Below are 17,985 nucleotides of genomic sequence, written 5' to 3' on the forward strand. Positions count from 1 at the left end.
AAACCGTGCTGCAGCTAGAGGCCCAGCAGCCGCGCCGAGGACCACAGCGCCAGCACCGACACCAGCAGAGCCGGGGGTACCGTACACAGGCCCAGGCGGGTGTACTCGCCGACGCCGGCTTCGACGTCGTGCTGGCGAAGCACGCGCCGCCACAGCAGGTTTGACAGCGAACCGACGTAGGTCAGGTTCGGTCCGATGTTGACCCCGATCAGCACCGCCAGGACCGCGACCGGGCCGCTGGGGGCGACCAGCGGCAGCAGCACCAGCGTGGCCGGCAGATTGTTGACGACGTTGGCCAGCACGGCGGCCACCGCGGCGATGGCCAGCAGCGCGGGCAGCCCCGACCCGTGCGGCAGCACGGCGGACATCGCGCGGTCCATCCCGTTCAGCGTGACCGCCTGCACCACGACGCCCAGCGCCAGCACGAACACCAGAAACGAAACCTGGGCCGAGCGAACGATTTCCATCACGGTGGTGTGCCGGTGGCGCAGGCTGCGCACCGCGAGCACCGAGGCGCCGGCCAGCGCCACCCACGCGGGAGCCACTCCCAGCGGCTCGGAGAAGGCGAACCCGGCCAGGGTCAGCCCCACTACCACCAACACGAACACCGGCGGCCGGGACGCCGGCTCGAGTTGGTCCGGGTCGGGCGCGACGCGCAGATCGCGCGCGAAGAAGCCGCGGAAGACCAGGTACAGCGTGGCGACCGTGGCCAGCCACGGCAACGCCATCACCAGGGTGAACTTGGTGAAGGAGACGTTCGCGACGTGAAACGCCAGCAGGTTGGTCAGGTTGGACACCGGCAGCAGCAGCGAGGCGCCGTTGGCAAGGTGGGCCGTGGCGTAGGCGTACGGGCGCAACGGAGTTCGCAGCCGGCGCACGGCGGCCAGCACCACGGGGGTCAGCAATACCACGGTGGCGTCCAGGCTCAGGACTGCGGTGATGGCGGCGGCGATGACGAACACGTGCCGCAGCAGTCCGTGCGATCCGCGGGGCGTCCGGGCGATCATCGCACCCGCGGCCTCGAACAGGCCTTCGTCGTCGCAAAGCTTGGCCAGCACCAGCACCGCGCCCAGGAACGCGACCACCCCCGACAAGTCGGCGACCTGCCGGGCCGCCTGGTGGACCGAGATCGCGCCGATCGCAACCACGATGAGCGCAGCCGGAACCGCGGCCAGCGCCTCGGGCCAGCCGCGCGGGCGCGTAACGGCGAACCCCAGGACCACGGCAAGCAGCAGCAGCGCGACGGTTAAATACAAGGCCTAAACCGTCCAAGGGTTTTCGCGTCGCCACACCGTCGGCATGTGCAACGCGACACCGTCGCGTGCGGCCAGCTCGTCGAGCACCCGAATCGAGACGTCCAGGTCGTCACCGGCGTATGGCAAAGCCCGCAATGGCTTTGACAGCGGACGGAAGAAGTCGTCCCAGTGGATCAGGATCACTCGGCGCGCGCCTACTGCTTGCACGGTCTCGGCCCAGTAGTCGAGCAGGTAGGACCGCGGCTGCAGACCCAGCTGGCCGACCGATAGATAGACGGCCTCGGCGCGCTGTGCGGCCAGCGCACCTTTGACGAAGCCGGCACTGCCCTGGATCAGCAGTCGCTTGTCCGACGGCAGATGATGGATCAGCGCCGACCACGACTCGCCGCAACGATAGGCCGACGCCTTCACCGGCGGCACCAGGGGCTCCTCGATCACGCCGGGGAACCGGTCAGGCGGGCAATGGTGTGACTCGATGAGCGTTACGTCGAAGGCGCCCAACCGGATTGGTTCGCCGGGCACCGCGATGATCAGGCGGTTCTCCGGCAGGCCGTAGCCACGCCCGACGTTGGCCGCGGACTCACCGCCGACCAACTGCGCTCCGGTACGGTCGGTGACCAGCGCGGAATCCATTACGTGGTCGACGTGGGTGTGCACCGGGATCACAGCCGCCAGCCGCGACACCTTTGCCCGGGCCAGGCAGCCGTCCACCCGCGCCGCCGACGGCGACAGCCGCCCGGCCGCGACCCGCGCCAGGCTCGGGCGCGAGAAGTAGCCGTCGGTCATCAGTGCCGACGAACCGTCGTCAATCAGCAGTGTTGCCACACCCATCCAGGTCGCCGCGAGGCCGTCGGCGCCGGCGGGGGGCGCGTCGAACCGGGACGAATAGCGGGCGATGTCGGGGCGACCGAACCGCAGGCGCATCAGCAGAACGGCCTGATGTCGATGCCGGCGGCCTCGAGCTGTTCGCGCACCGCGGTGGCGATCTGCACCGCGCCGGGTGAATCACCATGCACGCAAACCGATTCCACGCTCACGGAAACTTGGGAGCCGTCGACTGCGGTGATCTGCCCGGAGGACACCATCGACACCACGCGCTGCGCGATCTCGGCCGGGTCGTCCAGCACCGCGCCGTCCTCTCGGCGCGACACCAGTTGGCCGTCCGGCTGGTAGGTGCGATCGGCGAAAGCCTCTGCGATGGTGTGCAATCCGACGCGGGCGGCCTCTTCGAAGAACGCCGAACCCGCCATGCCCAGCACCGGCAACGTGGCGTCGGCCAGCTGAACCGCCGCTGCGACGGCGGCCGCCTGCTCGCGATTGGTCACGATGGTGTTGTACAGCGCGCCATGGGGTTTGATGTAGGAAACCGTCGAGCCCGCCGCGCGCGCGATCGCCTGCAAAGCGCCGATCTGATACACCACGTCGGCGACGAGATCCTCGACGGCGACATCGATGAAGCGCCGGCCGAACCCGGCCAGGTCGCGGTAGCTGACTTGGGCTCCGATGCGCACGCCACGCTCAGCCGCCAACCGACACACCCGCATCAGGTTGGCGGGATCACCCGCATGGAAGCCGCACGCGACGTTGGCGCTGGTGACTATTGCCAGCATCGCGTCATCATCGCCCAGGCTCCAGACGCCAAAGCCCTCGCCCAAGTCGGCGTTCAGGTCGATAGCGGCCACTCGCCTAGCTTATTGGGGGATCCTGGCAATGATCTGATCGAGGAGGTTGTCGGCCGCGGCATCGGTGTCCTCGCCGAGCAGGCAGACCCGGACCTCGACGACGACGGAATCCTGTGCGGCCATCGCGTGCGAGCAGCCCCACCGCGGGTCTTCCTCCTGGCGCATCGCCAACGCGATGCGCGAGCCGCTGACTCGCAGGTCCTGGGTGAGGAAGTAGCTGTGATTGCCGTTCGAGGAGTGAAACCCGTACCGGCGCTGGGCGCATCCTCGCCAATCCTGTAGGGCACGCTGCAGCAGCGCCTGCGCGTCGCCACCGGTGGTGAACGACGTGACGAGCTGCGTGGCATCGGCCTGCACGGCGTTGGGCGTGCTGAACTGGTTGCCGCGCATCGCGACATATCCGCTGTGGGCGTAGGTCGTCACGTCGCCCACCGAACCGACTCCCAGGCAGCCGCGATCGTCGACGATCGTCGATGAGTCCGTGGTGGCGGTGGCGGTGCCGACCAGCGCCATGTTCGCGCCGCCCACCAGCGCGACGACCTGGTCCTGACCCAGCAGCAGGCCGTCCAGGACGGTCGTCGGTATCGCGCGGGGCGCCGGGTCGGCCGCCCGGCCAGCGGGAAGGTGGGTCACGGGTGGGGCGGCCAGCGCCTTTCCGTCGACCGCCCTGGTGCAGCCGGCCGTCAGCACACCAGCGGCAAGCAGCGCGAGAGGCCATCGGAGTACGGGGTACATCGCCTGCTGCTTAGCCACCTTCGCCTCGGGCTGGGAACGCGCGCAAGCTTAAGTGCTGGCCTCCCGCTGTCGGCCCAGCAGCCAGCAAAATAGATAAATCAGAAACGAGATCGTTGCAACGAACACCGACACCGGGACCCCCGGTGCCAGCGACAGCACGATTCCCCCCACCGCGGCGACCTCGGCGAAAACCACCGACGCCAGGATCGCCACCGCCGGCGAGGCGACCACCCGGGCCGCCGCCGCCGCGGGCGTGATCAGCAACGACATCACCAGCAGCGCGCCGACGATCTGCACGGCCTGAGCGGCCACCACGCCGACCAGCGCGGCGAACACGATGCCCAGCGCCCGCACCGGCACCCCGCGGGCCGCCGCGACGTCGGGATCGACCGTGGCGAACAACAGCGGCCGGTAGCAGGCCACCAGGACGCCGATGACCAGCAGGCAGACGAGTGCCAGCGTCGCCAGTCCGGTATAGCCCACCCCGACGATCTGGCCGGTGAGCAACGCGAAGCTCGTCGTCGTGCGTCCGGGGTAGAGGTAGATGAACAGCACCGCCAGGCCCAGCCCGAACGCCAGCACCACCCCGGTCACCGAATCGCGTTCCCGGTCCCGCTGTCCGAGAACGCCGAACAGTGCGGCCGCCACCGCGCTGCCGATCAGCGCACCCAGACCCACCTGAAATCCGACCAGCAACGCGAAAGCGGCGCCGGTCAGCGACAATTCGCTTGACCCGTGCACGGCGAACGACATCTGCCGCATCACGATGAACGGGCCGATCAGCCCGGCCACCAGTCCCAGCAGCGCGGCCGCCAGCAGCGCCTGCTGGACGAAGTCGTGGCTGAGCAGGGCAGCCGTGATGTCGAACGAGAACAGATGATCCAGCACCCCGGAGAGCTGGTTGCTCATAACGCGTGCCCGTTGTCGTCACCGATCACTACGTAGCGGCCGTTGACCGTCACCACCTGGATGTCCGCTCGGTACAACGTCGAGAGCGTTTCGGTGTTCATCACCTGCTCGACGGTGCCGATCCGGAAGCGGCCGTCGACCAGGTAGAGCACCCGGTCGACGTACGGCAGGATCGTGTTGATCTCGTGGGTAACGACCATGACCGTGGTGTCGGCCTCCCGGCGGCGGCGATCGATCAGCGCCGCGACCAGCTTGGCGTTGGCCGGGTCAAGAGCCAGCAGCGGCTCGTCGCACAGCAACAGCATCGGATCGCTGGCCAGGGCCTGGGCGATGCGCATGCGCTGCAACTCCCCGCCCGACATCAGCCCGACCCGCACGTCGGCCAGCGACTCGCCGTTGACCTGTGCCAGCGCTTGCCGTACGGCCAGCTTGCGGCGGCTGCGCTCGGCCGAACGCAGCGGCATCACTCCCCAGCGGTTCCCGTCGATACCCAGCCGGACCAGGTCGCGTCCGACCAGCATCACGTCCCGGTCGATCGGGCGGTGTTGGGGCACATAGCCGATGGCTCCGCTGCCCGAGGTGACCTCCTTGCCGTCGACGTGCGCGGCGCCGGCGCTCAGCAGCAATTGTCCGAGCAACACTTTGAGCAGCGAGGTCTTGCCGGTGCCGTTGGGTCCGAGCACCGCGATGAATTCACCCGGTGACACCGACAGGTCGAGGCCGTCCCACAGCACGCGGTCGCCGAACGCCAGTCGGGCACCGGTCAGCGAGACGGCGGGAGGTCGCTGGTCGGCCGTTTCCAGCGCTTGGTCAATTACGGGCATTGGCCCGGCCCGATCGCAGCGCGGCCTGCAATTGGTCGACGGTCTTGCGCTGCCAGGTCAGGTAATCGGCGCCGTCGGGCAGCGTCTCGGTCACCAGCGTGACCGGAACGCCCGCTCGGCGTGCAGCGTCCTGCAGGCCGTTGATCGCGGGCGTCGCGGTCTGCGGGTTGACCAGCACTGCCGCGACTTGGTGGCGGTTGACCAGGTCGAGGACGAACGCCATGTCGGCCGGCGACGGATCGGTCCCGTTCTCGTTGGCGGACATGAAACTTTCGGGGGTGCGGTCTACCAGGCCGGTGGCCTTCACCAGGTAGTACGCCACCGGTTCGGTCGCGACGACGGAGGTGTCGGGGAACGTGTTGGCGATGGTGCGTTCCGAAGCGGCGATGTTGTCGACGTCGCGGCCGAACCCGGCGGCGTTGGCCCGATAGTCGGCGGCGTTGGCCGCGTCGATGGCCGCGAGGCGGTCGGCGATGGTGTTGGCGACGGCCTTGGCAACGCCCAGGTCGTAGAAAACGTGCTCGTTGGGCGGGTTTGCGTTGTCCGCCTTCGGGGCGAACGAGTAGGCGTCCACCGTCTTGATGTCCGAATGGCCGCTCAGCACCTGCGTCGCCCAGGGGTCGTAGCCGCCACCGTTGTAGACCACCAATCCGGCATCCATGATGACCGCGGCGTCCGAGGCGCTGGCCTGATAAGTGTGTGGATCGATCGTGGCGCCGGACAGGACCGACTTGACGTTGACATGGCGTCCGGCGACGGCGCGGGCGACACTGCCCCACACATCGGTGGAGGCCACCACGCTGGCCCCCTGCGAGTGCGCGGAACCGGCGACACCGCAGCCGGTGATCGCCGTCGCTGCGAGCACGCAGGTGGCCAAGGCCGTCAGGATGCGCGTGCGCCCGTTTACTTGTCCCATTTCGTCCCATCAGCGCTGACCGCGGGCGTGAAATTCCGGTGGCTGTCCGGCCCGCGCCGTCATAATACTAATGAAAATCGTTTCCATTAGAAAGTAGCAGATCGCGGCGGCTTAGGCGCTGGCCGCGGCGCGCTGTAGCGTCGGCGAACGTGAGTCCCACACCACGCCGGCGTGCGACTCTGGCGTCGTTGGCGGCCGAACTGAAAGTTTCTCGCACCACCATCTCGAACGCCTTCAACCGGCCCGATCAGCTCTCGCCCGACCTTCGCGAGCGGGTGCTCGCGACGGCCAAGCGGCTGGGCTACGCCGGACCGGACCCGGTGGCGCGGTCGTTGCGCACCCGCAAGGCCGGTGCGGTCGGATTGTTGATGGCCGAGCCGCTGACGTATTTCTTCAGCGACCCGGCTGCGCGCGATTTCGTCACGGGAGTGGCGCAGTCCTGCGAAGAACAGGGGCAGGGCCTGCTGCTGGTGGCCGTCGGCCCCAGCCGTAGCCGCGAGGACGGCGAGGCCGCGGTGCTGGCCGCCGGGGTGGACGGCTTCGTGGTGTATTCGGTCCGCGACGACGACCCCTACCTGCAAGTGGTGCTGCAGCGGCGGGTGCCGGTGGTGGTCGTCGACCAGCCCAAGGACCTGGCCGGAGTTTCGCGAGTGGGCATCGACGACAGGGCGGCGATGCGCGAGCTCGCCGCATACGTGCTGAGCTTGGGGCATCGCGAGATCGGGCTGCTGACAATGCGATTGGGCCAGGACCGGCGCCAAGACGTGGCCGACGCGGACCGGCTGCGCTCGTTGACTTTCGACGTGCAGCGCGAACGCATCACCGGGGTGTGGGACGCCATGCAGGCCGCCGGTGTGGACCCCGATTCGCTGACCGTGGTGGAGAGCTACGAACACCTGCCGGAATCGGGCGGTGAGGCGGCCAGGGTGGCGCTGGAGGCCAATCCGCGGATCACGGCATTGATGTGTACCGCAGACATCTTGGCTCTGTCGGCGATGGATTACCTTCGCGCACATGGCATTTACGTGCCCGGTCAGATCAGCGTCACCGGATTCGACGGGGTGCCCGAGGCGATCAGCCGCGGCCTGACGACGGTGTCGCAGCCGAGCCTGCGCAAGGGCCATCGAGCGGGAGAACTGCTGCTCAACCCGCCACGGTCCGGCCTGCCGGTCGTCGAGCTGCTGGAGACCGAGCTGATCCGCGGCCGGACCTCCGGTCCGCCGGTTTAGGCCGAGGACTCAGAGTCGCCGATCAGCAACCGCACGGCCAGGTCGAGCCGCTTGCTGACATCGGTCGCCGACGCGCGGCGGGTGAGCCAGGCCAGCAGGTTCGACAACCACACGTCGGAGATCACCCGGGCGATGTGGTACTGGTCCTCGGTCGGTTCGCCGTCACTCATCGCGCGGGCGAACATGCTGTCGATCAGCTTTTCCACCTGGTCGACCTCGCTGGCCGCCGACGCGTCGGCGAAGACGTAGGCACGCGTCATGGCCTCGGTGAGCAGCGGGTTGCGCTGCATCGCGCGGTTGAGCTTGCCGACCATGAAATTCAGCCGCTGAAACGGCGTGCCGCCCGCCATCGCGGAGCGGTCGGTTTTCGCGTCGATGCGGCCGAACTCCCGGCCCAGGGCCGACACCAACAAGTGCACTTTCGAAGGGAAATAGCGGTACAGCGTCCCGACAGCCACGTCCGCGCGATCCGCCACCGCGCGCATCTGAACTGCTTCGTACCCACCCTTGGACGCGATGGCCATGGTGGCGTCCAGGATGCGCTTGCGACGCTCGCGTTGTGCCTCCGAGCCCAGCTCGGATTCAGCCAGTACTGCCACGTTCATGACCTCGCGTGGCTGCGACTCAGGGACGTGGCCAGAGTTAGCGTTCGCGGACGACATCTGACGGGTTGCTCCTCTTTCGGGTGGTTCGTTCGCAAACGATAACCAAGTCGCGCGTGAATTTCCCACCTCCATCCCGCCGGGGCAGCGAGCTGTCCTGCTGTAATGGCGTTCGACTTGAGGTCGATCGCTGGAACTATTAGAACACGTTCTAGTGGCGAAGAACGAGGACGCCCGCGCCGCGACGATGGCTCTGGCCCGAACGCTCTTCCGGCGCTGCCCTCCCCACGGTGCCTTCGAGGCTTCTTACGGCAGCGTGGTGATGGTGCCTGAGGTCAGTAGGTCGGTGTAGTAGCTGCCACCCGGGTAGAAATCGGGCGTGATCGTTCCCGCGAACATGTCGGTGATCCAGCCTCGCGTCAGACCCCATACGGCCGCCACATTCGCCGGCTTCGGACGACCGCATACCAGGTTTTCGTAACCAGGCGATGACATGCCGAGCGCGTCGCCGTGGGCGCCGGTGGTCACCTTCACCCCGAGAAACGCTCGATCCGGCAGATACCGTTCGAGTGCCCTGGTGCCGCTTCGGAAAGCGTTGCAGAGCAGGTGCGGTGACGCCGTGGCGTAGATCGGCAGGGTGGTGCTGGACAGCCCCGCCAACGCCTTGTCGGTATTAGAGCCGATAAATGACTTCACGCCGTCTTCGCTGATGATGCCGCGCAGCTGACTGAAGGCGGCCGGGTAGGCGTTGTGCAGGCGCTCGGCGACGTATTCGACGGCCTCCACCCCGGCCGAATGGCCCACGAATACCAACTTCTCGGGCAACGGCATGACGGTTCGGCCCAGATCTGACGCCGCCGCTGCGAACGACGTTGCCAAGGCGCCATCCGGATCATCTTTGTGGGCAAACACATCGGCGATGTTGTCGAGGAAGCCGGTGTTGTCGATCAGGTGCTCCAGGGTGCAGCCGAAGGGATGGACGGTGGGTAGCGTGGTGGCCATCACGAGGTATCCGCTGTTGGCGAGCTCGGTGGCGAATGCAGACCATACGAATTTGCCCTCGACGAAGCCGTGCTGCAACCACACCAATCCGAGCGGCGGCGTGCTCGGGACATACCAAGTCGTCGGTACCTGGCGGGTCGAGGCCGCGCACGCAACGTCAGTGGTGCTGTCGGCCGCAATCGAATCGCCCCGGGCTGAGCGCGGGACAGCCACAATTGCGGCGATCGCGGCCGCGCTGAGCACGGCCGCGATGTGGCGGCCGGCGCGCCGGGCCAGCGAACCCAAGGTCATTAAGAAATTGAAACACTTTGCTCATGGAATCGGGCGTGATCAGGCGCGAATGCAGCAGCCGAAGCGGCAGCTGTTAGGCCGAGCAATCACGGGGCGCACGCACCGACTGCCAGGGCGAGGGCATTCGACTTGACGGTCGATCGCTGGCATTATTAGAACACGTTCTAGTGGGCTGTAGCGTCCCTAACGGTCACGATGAATCAAGCACACGGAGGGCCCCAGGTGGTAGCGACCGTCACTGACGAACAGTTCGCGGCGCGCGAATTGGTGCGGGATTGGGCCCGCAATGCCACCTCCGGTCCCGGCGGGACCGTCGCGATCCGCGAGGTCGAGCAGGGCGATCCGGACGCCTGGCGTGCGGTGTTCGCCCGGCTGGCCGACCTTGGCCTGTTCGGGGTCGCCATCTCAGAGGACGCCGGCGGGGCGGGCGGCAGCATCGAAGACCTCTGCGCGATGGTCGAAGAGGCGGCCAAGGCGCTGGTGCCCGGGCCGATCGCGACCACCGCGCTGGCCACCTTGGTCGTCACCGATCCCGAGGTGCTGTCCGCGCTCGCGGCGGGGGAGCGGTTCGCGGGCTTGGCGCTCGAGGGTGACGTCCAGTTCGACGGCGCCCGGGCATCGGGCACCGTCGACTTCGTGCTGGGCGGCGCCGACGGAGGTCTGCTGTTGTTGCCCGCCGGTGAGAAGTGGGTCCTCGTCGACACCGGCAGCGACGGTGTGCGGCTGGAGCCGTTGCAGGCCGCCGATTTTTCCCGGCCGCTGGCGCGCGTGGTGCTGACGTCGGCACCGGCGACCCCGATCGACGCGTCACGGCAGCGGGTCGAGGAGCTGGCCGCGACCGTGCTGGCGGCCGAAGCCGCCGGCGTCACACGCTGGTCGCTCGAGACTGCCGTCGATTACGCCAAGGTGCGCGAGCAGTTCGGTAAGCCGATCGGAAGCTTCCAGGCCATCAAGCACCTGTGCGCGGAGATGTTGTGCCGCGCGGAGCAGGCCGAGGTGGCCGCCGCCGACGCGGCCCGTGCCGCCGGCGCTTCCGACGAGAGACAGTTCTCGATTGCCGCCGCGCTGGCCGCCGGCGTCGCGATCCCGGCGGTGAAGGCGAACGTCAAGGACTGCATTCAGGTGCTCGGCGGCATCGGCTGCACCTGGGAACACGACGCGCACCTGTACCTGCGCCGCGCGCACGCGATCGGCCGGTACCTCGGCGGGACCGAGCGTTGGCTGCGCCGCATCACCGAGCTCACCCAGGATGGGGTGCGCCGACGGCTGAGCATCGACCTGACGGAGGTCGAGGACCAGCGCGCCGAGCTCGCCGCGACTATCGCCGAGGTCGCGGCGCTGCCCGCCGAGAAGCGGCAGGTGGCCCTGGCCGACGCGGGCCTGCAGGCGCCGCACTGGCCCAAGCCGTACGGGCGCGCCGCGTCGCCGGCCGAGCAGCTGCTGATCGACCAGGAGCTGGCCGCAGCCGGGGTTGAGCGACCCGACCTGGTGATCGGCTGGTGGGCGGCGCCGACGATCCTGGAGCACGGCACTCCAGAGCAGATCGAGCGCTTCGTGCCCGCCACCACGCGTGGTGAATTCCTTTGGTGCCAGCTGTTTTCCGAGCCGGGAGCGGGCTCGGACCTGGCGTCGCTGCGCACCAAGGCGGTACGCGGGGAAGGCGGTTGGTTGCTGACCGGGCAGAAGGTGTGGACATCGGCCGCGCACAAGGCGGCCTGGGGCGTGTGCCTGGCGCGCACCGATCCCGACGCCCCGAAGCACAAGGGCATCACCTACTTCTTGATCGACATGAAATCGCCCGGCATCGACATCCGGCCGCTGCGCGAGATCACCGGCGACTCGCTGTTCAACGAGGTGTTCCTGGACAACGTCTTCGTGCCCGACGAGATGGTGGTCGGCACGGTGAACGACGGCTGGCGGCTGGCCCGCACCACGCTGGCCAACGAGCGGGTCGCGATGGCCAGCGGGACGGCGCTCGGTAACCCGATGGAAGAGCTGCTCGAGCTGCTGGCGAAGCGGGATCTCGACGTCGCCGAGCAGGACCGGCTGGGGCGGCTGATCATTCTGGCCCAGACGGGTGCGCTGCTGGACCAGCGCATCGCCCAGCTCGCGGTCGGTGGCCAGGACCCCGGCGCGCAATCCAGCGTGCGCAAGCTGATCGGCGTGCGCTACCGGCAGACGCTGGCCGAATTCACGATGGACGTCGCCGAGGGCGGTGGGCTCGTTGATCGCCGGGAAGACGGCGACCGAGCGGTGTTCGACTTCCTCAACACCCGCTGCCTCACGATCGCGGGAGGCACCGAGCAGATCCTGCTGACCGTCGCGGCCGAGCGCCTACTGGGCCTGCCGCGCTAGCTGAACGTCGTGACCGCGCAGGTGCTCGGCGAGGTGATGTTGACCCCGCTGTAGACCACCTGGATGTGAGTGCAGGTGTAGACGGTTTCGTCGGTCTTGGGCTGCCCCGTTCCCCAGTCGGTGGAGTCGATGCGCCCGGTTGTCTGGTACTTGTCGGGCGGTCCTTCGCCGAAGTAGACGGTCGTGATCTCGTCGGTCCCCATTGATTTCATCACCCGCTCGTACTGCCCGTTGGCGTGCGCGTCCAGGTAGGCCATCCGGTTGTTGGACCGGATCTCGGTAGTTTGGCGCGCCCACAGGCCTGGCGGGAAGCCGATCACGCCGCCGTCGGGGGTGCGGGTGTCGGCCCCGGCGACGAAGTCGCAATGGCCATCGGACTTGAAGCAGTTGAGGAACATGTGCGTTTCCAGCTGGTTCGGCCCGTCCAGCGGAAACAACGTGGTCGCGGTGTTGCTCGCCGCCCCGGCCGCGGGAGCCGGCAGAAAAGTCAACATCAGGCCGACGGTTGCCAACCCCGTTACCGATCGCATCACCGGCGATTCCTTCCGTCGAACCCCTCGAGCGACTATTCGTCGTAAGTGACTTCTACCGAATCAGATTCCGGGTGAGATTGACAGGCCAGAATTAGCCCCTCGTCGAGGTCCTGCTGCTCGAGCACGTCGTTGACCTCCATGTTGACTTTGCCGCTGCGCAACGTGCAGGCGCAGGCCCCGCAGTGGCCTTCCCGGCAGGAGAACGGCGCATCGAGACCCTTGGCAAGCAGTACGTCGAGCAGTTTGGCGCTGCGCGGCCACGACACGGTGTGGGTCTCACCGTCCAGTTCCACCACCGCGGTGGCCGGCGGCTGGTCGCCCTCGTCGGTGTCCTCGATCGTGACCGCGGCGAACGGATCGGACTCCAGCGACTTGAACACCTCGATATGCACTTGCGGCGCAGGCACTTCCAGCGTCTCCAGTGCCTGGCGGGCGGCGTCCATGAACGGGCCCGGCCCGCAGATGAAGGCGTGCCGATCGGTGAACGGCGTGGCCAGCTTCGCCAGCGCCGCGGCGCTGGGCAGACCCTGCAGCGATTCCAACCAATGCAGCACGGTGAGCCGGTCGGGATACTTGGCGGCCAGCTCGCGCAGCCCGTCGGCGAAAATCACCGAGCCTTCGTCGCGGTTGGCGTAGACCAGCGTCACCTGTCCGCTGCCCTCGGACAGCGCCGACTTGCAGATCGACATGATCGGGGTGATCCCGCTGCCGGCGGCCAGCAGCAGGAAATCCTGGTCGAGCGTCTTGGGAACGAAGTTGCCCGACGGGGCCAGCACGTGGATCCGCATGCCCTGGCGTGCGTTGTCGCACAGCCAGTTGGACGCATATCCGTCCGCGGTCCGCTTCACCGTGACAGCGAGCGCGTCATCGGTGAAGGGCGAGCTGCACAACGAGTAGCAGCGTGCCACCGAGCCGGTACGGTCGCTGGGCACCCGCAGTGTCAGGAACTGGCCCGGCGCGTAACGCAGCCGCTCCGGCGGGATCTCCGGGTCGCCCGATGCGTCCGGCACCGCGAACACCAGCGAGCGCGCGTCGTCGGTCTCGTCGATGACCTCGGCGATCTGCAGTTCAAGGACGTGGTCGCCGAGCGGCTCGTCCAGGTCTGCTTTCGTCAAGACCCGCCCTCCCTTTCAAGACAACTAGAACATGTTACAGAAAACCCGATTCATATCGCTACCAGGCGCAGGCATACCCTGCTCGACACAAATCAGAACATGTTCTAGTCTGCTGTGTAAGTCCACTGAGTAAGTCTGGCCCAGGAGGCAAACCTAGTGACGTCCATTCAACAGCGTGATGCGCAGTCGGTCTTAGCGGGGATCGACGATCTGCTTCCCAGGATCCGGGAGCGCGCTCAGGCGACAGAGGACCTGCGCCGGCTGCCCGAGGAGACCGTTGCCGAGCTCGACGAGGTCGGCTTCTTCACGCTGCTGCAGCCCGAACAGTGGGGCGGTCTGCAATGCGACCCCGCGCTGTTCTACGAGGCCGTGCGGCGGCTGGCCAGCGCCTGTGGTTCCACCGGCTGGGTGAGCTCGATCATCGGCGTGCACAACTGGCACCTGGCGCTGTTCGACCAGCAGGCGCAGGAGGAGGTCTGGGGCGAGGACCCCAAGACCCGGGTCTCGTCGTCGTATGCCCCGATGGGCGCCGGCGTCGTGACCGACGGCGGCTACCTGGTCAACGGGTCGTGGAACTGGTCGTCGGGTTGCGATCACGCCACCTGGGCGTTTTTGGGCGGACCCGTGATCAAGGACGGTCGGCCCGTCGACTTCGGCAGCTTCCTGATCCCGCGCATTGAGTACCGCATCGACGACGTATGGCATGTCGTCGGCCTGCGCGGCACCGGCAGTAACACCGTCGTCGTCAAGGACGTCTTCGTGCCGCGGCACCGGTTCCTGTCCTACAAGGCCATGAACGACGGCACCGCGGGCGGGTATCAGACCAACACCGCGGCGGTTTACAAGATGCCTTGGGGCACAATGCATCCCACCACCATTTCGGCTCCGATCGTCGGGATGGCCTACGGCGCGTACGACGCACACGTCGAGCACCAGGGCAAGCGGGTGCGCGCGGCGTTCGCCGGCGAGAAGGCCAAGGACGACCCGTTCGCCAAGGTGCGTATCGCCGAGGCGGCCAGCGACATCGACGCCGCATGGCGTCAGCTCAGCGGAAACGTCGCCGACGAGTACGCGCTGTTGTCGGCCGGCAAGGAGATCCCGTTCGAGCTGCGCGCCCGGGCGCGCCGCGACCAGGTCCGTGCCACCGGCCGGGCGATCGCCTCGATCGACCGGCTGTTCGAGGCATCCGGCGCCACGGCCCTGGGCAATGACCAACCGGTGCAACGCTTCTGGCGCGACGCACACGCCGGCCGGGTGCACGCGGCCAACGATCCCGAGCGGGCCTACCAGATCTTCGGGAACAACGAGTTCGGGTTGCCGCCCGGCGACACCATGGTCTAGCCGTGACGGCGACTACGGGGGAGTTGACGTTCGAGTCCACCTCGCGCTTCGCGGAGGTGGACGTGGATGGCCCGCTGAAGCTGCATTACCACGAGGCGGGCGAAGGCAACGAGCAGACGATCGTGCTGCTGCACGGCGGCGGTCCGGGTGCGGCGAGTTGGACGAACTTCTCGCGCAATATCCCGGTGCTGGCGCAGCGGTTTCATGTGCTGGCCGTCGACCAGCCCGGCTACGGCCACTCCGACAAACGTGCCGAACACGGGCAGTTCAACCATTACGCGGCGCGCGCGCTCAAGGGTCTTTTCGACCAGTTGGGCCTGGGACGTGTTCCGCTGGTAGGGAATTCGCTGGGCGGTGGCACCGCGGTGCGGTTCGCGTTGGACTATCCGGACAAGGCCGGGCGCCTGGTGTTGATGGGCCCGGGCGGGGTGAGCGTGAACCTGTTCGCCCCCGACCCGACCGAGGGCGTCAAGCGGCTGGGCAAATTCTCCGCCGAGCCCACCCGGGAGAATCTCGAGGCATTTCTGCGGGTGATGGTCTACGACCAGAAACTGATCACCCCCGAATTGGTCGAGCAGCGGTTCGAGTTGGCCAGCACTCCCGAATCGCTGACGGCGACGCGCGCGATGGGAATGTCTTTCGCCGGAGCCGATTTCGAGCTCGGCATGATGTGGCGTGAAGTGCACAAACTGCGCCAGCCGGTGCTGCTGATCTGGGGCCGCGAGGATCGGGTCAACCCGCTGGACGGCGCCCTGGTCGCACTCAAGACCATCCCGCGTGCACAGCTACACGTTTTCGGGCAGTGTGGGCACTGGGCGCAGGTGGAGAAGTTCGACGAGTTCAACAAGCTCACCATCGATTTCCTGGGAGGTGCGTGATGAGCATCCGCTCGCTGGGCTACCTGCGCATCGAGGCCACCGACATGGCGGCCTGGCGCGAATACGGGCTCAAGGTTCTGGGCATGGTCGAGGGCAAGGGTGCCACCGAAGGTGCGCTGTATCTGCGGATGGATGATTTCCCGGCCCGGCTGGTGATCGTGCCCGGCGAGCAGGACCGGCTCATCGAAGCCGGCTGGGAATGCGCGAATGCCGCAGGGCTGCAAGAGATCCGCAATCGGCTCGACGTCGAGGGCACGCCCTACAAGGAGGCCACCGCCGCCGAGCTGGCCGATCGCCGGGTCGACGAGATGATCCGGTTCTCCGACCCGTCGGGTAACTGCCTGGAGGTCTTCCACGGCGCCGCCCTCGAGCACCGCCGCGTGGTCAGCCCGTACGGGCACAAGTTCGTCACCGAGGAGCAGGGCCTGGGGCACGTGGTCTTGACCACCCGGGACGACGAAGAGACATTGCACTTCTACCGCGACGTGCTGGACTTCAAGCTGCGCGACTCGATGCGGCTGCCGCCGCAGGTGGTCGGCCGGCCCGCCGACGGCCCGCCGGCCTGGCTGCGCTTCCTGGGCTGCAATCCCCGCCATCACAGCCTGGCCTTCATGCCGGGGCAGACTCCCAGCGGCATCGTGCACCTGATGGTCGAGGTGGAGAACTCCGACGACGTCGGGCTCTGCCTGGACCGGGCGCTGCGCAAGAAGGTGCCGATGTCGGCCACGCTGGGCCGCCATGTCAACGACCTGATGCTGTCCTTCTATATGAAGACGCCCAGCGGATTCGATATCGAATTCGGTTGTGAGGGAAGACAAGTCGAAGACGACGATTGGATCGCCCGGGAGAGTACCGCGATCAGCCTGTGGGGCCACGACTTCAGCGTCGGCTTCAAGGGTTAACCATGGCCGCGCCGATCGACCCGCGCACGTTCCGCAACGTGCTGGGTCAGTTCTGCACGGGGATCACGATCATCACCACCGTGCACGACGACGTTCCAATCGGCTTCGCATGCCAGTCCTTCGCGGCGCTGTCACTGGACCCGCCGCTGGTGCTTTTCTGCCCAACCAAGGTGTCGCGGTCCTGGCAGGCCATCGAGGCCAGCGGCCGGTTCTGCGTCAACATGCTGACCGAGAGCCAGAAGCACGTCTCGGCCCGGTTCGGATCCAAAGAACCCGACAAGTTCGCCGGAATCGACTGGCACGAATCAGAACTCGGCTCGCCGATCATCGACGGATCGCTTGCCCATATCGACTGCACGGTGGCCTCCGTGCACGACGGCGGCGATCACTTCGTGGTGTTCGGCGCAGTGCAGTCGCTGTCGGAGGCGCCCAAGATCAAGCCGCGGCCGCTGCTGTTCTATCGCGGCGAATACACCGGGATCGAACCGGACAAGACCACGCCCGCTCGGTGGCGCGACGACCTGGAAGCTTTCCTCACCACGACGACGCAGGACACCTGGCTCTAGGCGGCCTGAGGTCAGCCGTGCGTGCCTCGGTAGGTTTCCTGTTGGACTGCCTCCGGGCTGGTTCGCAGCTCGTCACCCGCTGAGGACCAGGCCGCGCTGCGGTCTGAGGTGAGTTCGTCGGTCTCGTCTGCCTGCTTGGCCTGCTTTGCGGTCCTCGGGTCGATATTGTCGGCGCGGTCGAACTGTTCCTGAAGTTGTTCGCGCGATGTCGCCGCGTCGTTCTGATGTTGGGCGGCCCGCTCCTGCAGCCGTGCGGCTTCTGCCGCCTTCACTTCGGCCTCGGCCTGCGCCGCACGTGCCTTTGCCGCGGTCTCCTGGGCGAGTGCTTCGCGACGTTCGACCTTGGCCGACTCGACTCTGGCCTGCTCGCGAATCGCCTCGGCCTGCCGCTGACGGTGGCGTGTCCGGCTCTTGCTGATCACCACGACCAGAGCGGCGATCAACAAGACTGCTACGACGGCTATCACTATCCACATCGTGTTTGTGCTCATCATGGGCTCCGTTTTCCAAGGTGGGTGTTGTTGGCGCTGCGGCCCCTTGGACGAGTCCCCGTATTGCACACAAATAAAACAACAAACTGGGGTGGATGGCCTTGCCGGTAAGTGGTTTCAATGCCGCCGTCTTGGGGCATCTCAGAGAGCATCGCGGTGATGGGTTCCCCGGTGGCCCGTTGAGGGGGCGGGCCACCGGGCCGATCCGAGTTAACGGATCCCCATATTCGACATATATCAAACAACAGCGAAAAGCGCTGCTTCCGGGCGAGATTTTGCGCGCCAACTGCGTCTAGTCCCCCGGTCGGGCCTGGCGCGCATCGGCTCATTGACTGAATCGCCGTGCGGCGTGAGGATG

18 protein-coding genes are annotated in these 17,985 nt (G+C 67.2%); 6 read left to right on the plus strand and 12 right to left on the minus strand.

All coding sequences use genetic code 11. From position 1 onward, the window contains the following. Nucleotides 1-14: 14 nt before the first annotated feature. Genes ACAG21_RS03875 through ACAG21_RS03905 form a run of 7 tightly spaced genes read right to left on the minus strand, consistent with a single transcriptional unit; the run spans nt 15 to nt 6,322 of the window. Complete coding sequence (locus ACAG21_RS03875; protein WP_370494680.1) at nt 15-1,256, minus strand: SLC13 family permease; 1,242 nt, start codon at nt 1,254-1,256, stop codon at nt 15-17. A gap of 3 nt (nt 1,257-1,259) precedes the next feature. Further along, nucleotides 1,260-2,180, minus strand: a complete 921-nt coding sequence (locus tag ACAG21_RS03880) for an MBL fold metallo-hydrolase (protein ID WP_370494681.1) — start codon at nt 2,178-2,180, stop codon at nt 1,260-1,262. Further along, on the minus strand, nt 2,180-2,938 hold the full coding sequence (locus tag ACAG21_RS03885; protein ID WP_370494682.1) for a LamB/YcsF family protein: 759 nt from the start codon (nt 2,936-2,938) through the stop codon (nt 2,180-2,182). The genes ACAG21_RS03880 and ACAG21_RS03885 overlap by 1 nt, the downstream gene beginning before the upstream one ends. Nucleotides 2,939-2,947: 9 nt before the next feature. Further along, the gene (locus ACAG21_RS03890; RefSeq protein ID WP_370494683.1) at nt 2,948-3,673 is read right to left on the minus strand and encodes a sensor domain-containing protein; all 726 of its coding nucleotides are present in this window, start codon (nt 3,671-3,673) and stop codon (nt 2,948-2,950) included. A gap of 48 nt (nt 3,674-3,721) precedes the next feature. Next, nucleotides 3,722-4,582 (minus strand): metal ABC transporter permease, encoded by an 861-nt coding sequence (locus ACAG21_RS03895; RefSeq protein WP_370494684.1) that lies wholly within the window; start codon nt 4,580-4,582, stop codon nt 3,722-3,724. Next, complete coding sequence (locus ACAG21_RS03900) at nt 4,579-5,406, minus strand: metal ABC transporter ATP-binding protein (protein WP_370494685.1); 828 nt, start codon at nt 5,404-5,406, stop codon at nt 4,579-4,581. The genes ACAG21_RS03895 and ACAG21_RS03900 overlap by 4 nt, the downstream gene beginning before the upstream one ends. After that, on the minus strand, nt 5,393-6,322 hold the full coding sequence (locus ACAG21_RS03905; RefSeq protein WP_370494686.1) for a metal ABC transporter solute-binding protein, Zn/Mn family: 930 nt from the start codon (nt 6,320-6,322) through the stop codon (nt 5,393-5,395). Before ACAG21_RS03905 ends, ACAG21_RS03900 begins: the two co-directional genes overlap by 14 nt. A 149-nt stretch (nt 6,323-6,471) precedes the next feature. On the opposite strand from ACAG21_RS03905, the gene ACAG21_RS03910 reads away from it, so the two are divergent. Next, nucleotides 6,472-7,551: a LacI family DNA-binding transcriptional regulator gene (locus tag ACAG21_RS03910; protein ID WP_370494687.1), complete on the plus strand. Its 1,080-nt coding sequence runs from the start codon at nt 6,472-6,474 to the stop codon at nt 7,549-7,551. Here ACAG21_RS03910 and kstR read toward each other — a convergent pair. Continuing rightward, entirely contained in the window at nt 7,548-8,150 is a 603-nt protein-coding gene (gene kstR, locus ACAG21_RS03915; RefSeq protein WP_165796489.1) for a cholesterol catabolism transcriptional regulator KstR, read from the minus strand. The two genes, ACAG21_RS03910 and kstR, sit on opposite strands and share 4 nt — an antisense overlap. Before the next feature lie 309 nt (nt 8,151-8,459). Continuing rightward, complete coding sequence (locus ACAG21_RS03920; protein WP_370494688.1) at nt 8,460-9,446, minus strand: hypothetical protein; 987 nt, start codon at nt 9,444-9,446, stop codon at nt 8,460-8,462. A 222-nt stretch (nt 9,447-9,668) separates the two neighbouring features. Between ACAG21_RS03920 and ACAG21_RS03925 the strand changes: the two genes are divergently transcribed. Then, complete coding sequence (locus tag ACAG21_RS03925; RefSeq protein ID WP_370494689.1) at nt 9,669-11,801, plus strand: acyl-CoA dehydrogenase family protein; 2,133 nt, start codon at nt 9,669-9,671, stop codon at nt 11,799-11,801. Here the strand turns inward: ACAG21_RS03925 and ACAG21_RS03930 are convergent. Further along, nucleotides 11,798-12,331, minus strand: a complete 534-nt coding sequence (locus tag ACAG21_RS03930; protein WP_370494690.1) for a hypothetical protein — start codon at nt 12,329-12,331, stop codon at nt 11,798-11,800. The genes ACAG21_RS03925 and ACAG21_RS03930 overlap by 4 nt on opposite strands. 35 nt (nt 12,332-12,366) lie before the next feature. Then, the gene (locus ACAG21_RS03935; protein ID WP_370494691.1) at nt 12,367-13,449 is read right to left on the minus strand and encodes a 2Fe-2S iron-sulfur cluster-binding protein; all 1,083 of its coding nucleotides are present in this window, start codon (nt 13,447-13,449) and stop codon (nt 12,367-12,369) included. Between the two features lie 156 nt (nt 13,450-13,605). On the opposite strand from ACAG21_RS03935, the gene hsaA reads away from it, so the two are divergent. Genes hsaA through hsaB form a run of 4 tightly spaced genes read left to right on the plus strand, consistent with a single transcriptional unit; the run spans nt 13,606 to nt 17,136 of the window. Next, on the plus strand, nt 13,606-14,790 hold the full coding sequence (gene hsaA, locus ACAG21_RS03940; RefSeq protein ID WP_370494692.1) for a 3-hydroxy-9,10-secoandrosta-1,3,5(10)-triene-9,17-dione monooxygenase oxygenase subunit: 1,185 nt from the start codon (nt 13,606-13,608) through the stop codon (nt 14,788-14,790). A gap of 2 nt (nt 14,791-14,792) precedes the next feature. Next, a complete protein-coding gene (gene hsaD / locus ACAG21_RS03945; protein WP_370494693.1) occupies nt 14,793-15,668 on the plus strand; it encodes a 4,5:9,10-diseco-3-hydroxy-5,9,17-trioxoandrosta-1(10),2-diene-4-oate hydrolase in 876 nt (291 codons plus the stop codon). After that, nucleotides 15,668-16,570 (plus strand): iron-dependent extradiol dioxygenase HsaC, encoded by a 903-nt coding sequence (hsaC, locus tag ACAG21_RS03950; RefSeq protein ID WP_370494694.1) that lies wholly within the window; start codon nt 15,668-15,670, stop codon nt 16,568-16,570. Before hsaD ends, hsaC begins: the two co-directional genes overlap by 1 nt. A 2-nt stretch (nt 16,571-16,572) precedes the next feature. Then, nucleotides 16,573-17,136: a 3-hydroxy-9,10-secoandrosta-1,3,5(10)-triene-9,17-dione monooxygenase reductase subunit gene (hsaB, locus tag ACAG21_RS03955; protein WP_370494695.1), complete on the plus strand. Its 564-nt coding sequence runs from the start codon at nt 16,573-16,575 to the stop codon at nt 17,134-17,136. Nucleotides 17,137-17,147: 11 nt separating this feature from the next. On the opposite strand, the gene ACAG21_RS03960 is transcribed toward hsaB, so the two are convergent. Beyond that, complete coding sequence (locus ACAG21_RS03960; protein ID WP_370494696.1) at nt 17,148-17,627, minus strand: hypothetical protein; 480 nt, start codon at nt 17,625-17,627, stop codon at nt 17,148-17,150. Nucleotides 17,628-17,985: the final 358 nt, after the last annotated feature.

The sequence above is a fragment of the Mycobacterium sp. pR1184 genome (assembly GCF_041287235.1).
Classification (GTDB): Bacteria; Actinomycetota; Actinomycetes; order Mycobacteriales; family Mycobacteriaceae; genus Mycobacterium.

What these genes read in the sequence shown, in the direction of transcription:
- ACAG21_RS03880 (WP_370494681.1), bottom strand. Translation starts at nt 2,180, where the DNA reads ATGCGCCTGCGGTTCGGTCGCCCCGACATCGCCCGCTATTCGTCCCGG.
- ACAG21_RS03890 (WP_370494683.1), bottom strand. Translation starts at nt 3,673, where the DNA reads ATGTACCCCGTACTCCGATGGCCTCTCGCGCTGCTTGCCGCTGGTGTG.
- ACAG21_RS03895 (WP_370494684.1), bottom strand. Translation starts at nt 4,582, where the DNA reads ATGAGCAACCAGCTCTCCGGGGTGCTGGATCATCTGTTCTCGTTCGAC.
- ACAG21_RS03900 (WP_370494685.1), bottom strand. Translation starts at nt 5,406, where the DNA reads ATGCCCGTAATTGACCAAGCGCTGGAAACGGCCGACCAGCGACCTCCC.
- ACAG21_RS03905 (WP_370494686.1), bottom strand. Translation starts at nt 6,322, where the DNA reads ATGGGACAAGTAAACGGGCGCACGCGCATCCTGACGGCCTTGGCCACC.
- ACAG21_RS03920 (WP_370494688.1), bottom strand. Translation starts at nt 9,446, where the DNA reads ATGACCTTGGGTTCGCTGGCCCGGCGCGCCGGCCGCCACATCGCGGCC.
- ACAG21_RS03930 (WP_370494690.1), bottom strand. Translation starts at nt 12,331, where the DNA reads ATGCGATCGGTAACGGGGTTGGCAACCGTCGGCCTGATGTTGACTTTT.
- hsaC (WP_370494694.1), top strand. Translation starts at nt 15,668, where the DNA reads ATGAGCATCCGCTCGCTGGGCTACCTGCGCATCGAGGCCACCGACATG.
- hsaB (WP_370494695.1), top strand. Translation starts at nt 16,573, where the DNA reads ATGGCCGCGCCGATCGACCCGCGCACGTTCCGCAACGTGCTGGGTCAG.
- ACAG21_RS03960 (WP_370494696.1), bottom strand. Translation starts at nt 17,627, where the DNA reads ATGAGCACAAACACGATGTGGATAGTGATAGCCGTCGTAGCAGTCTTG.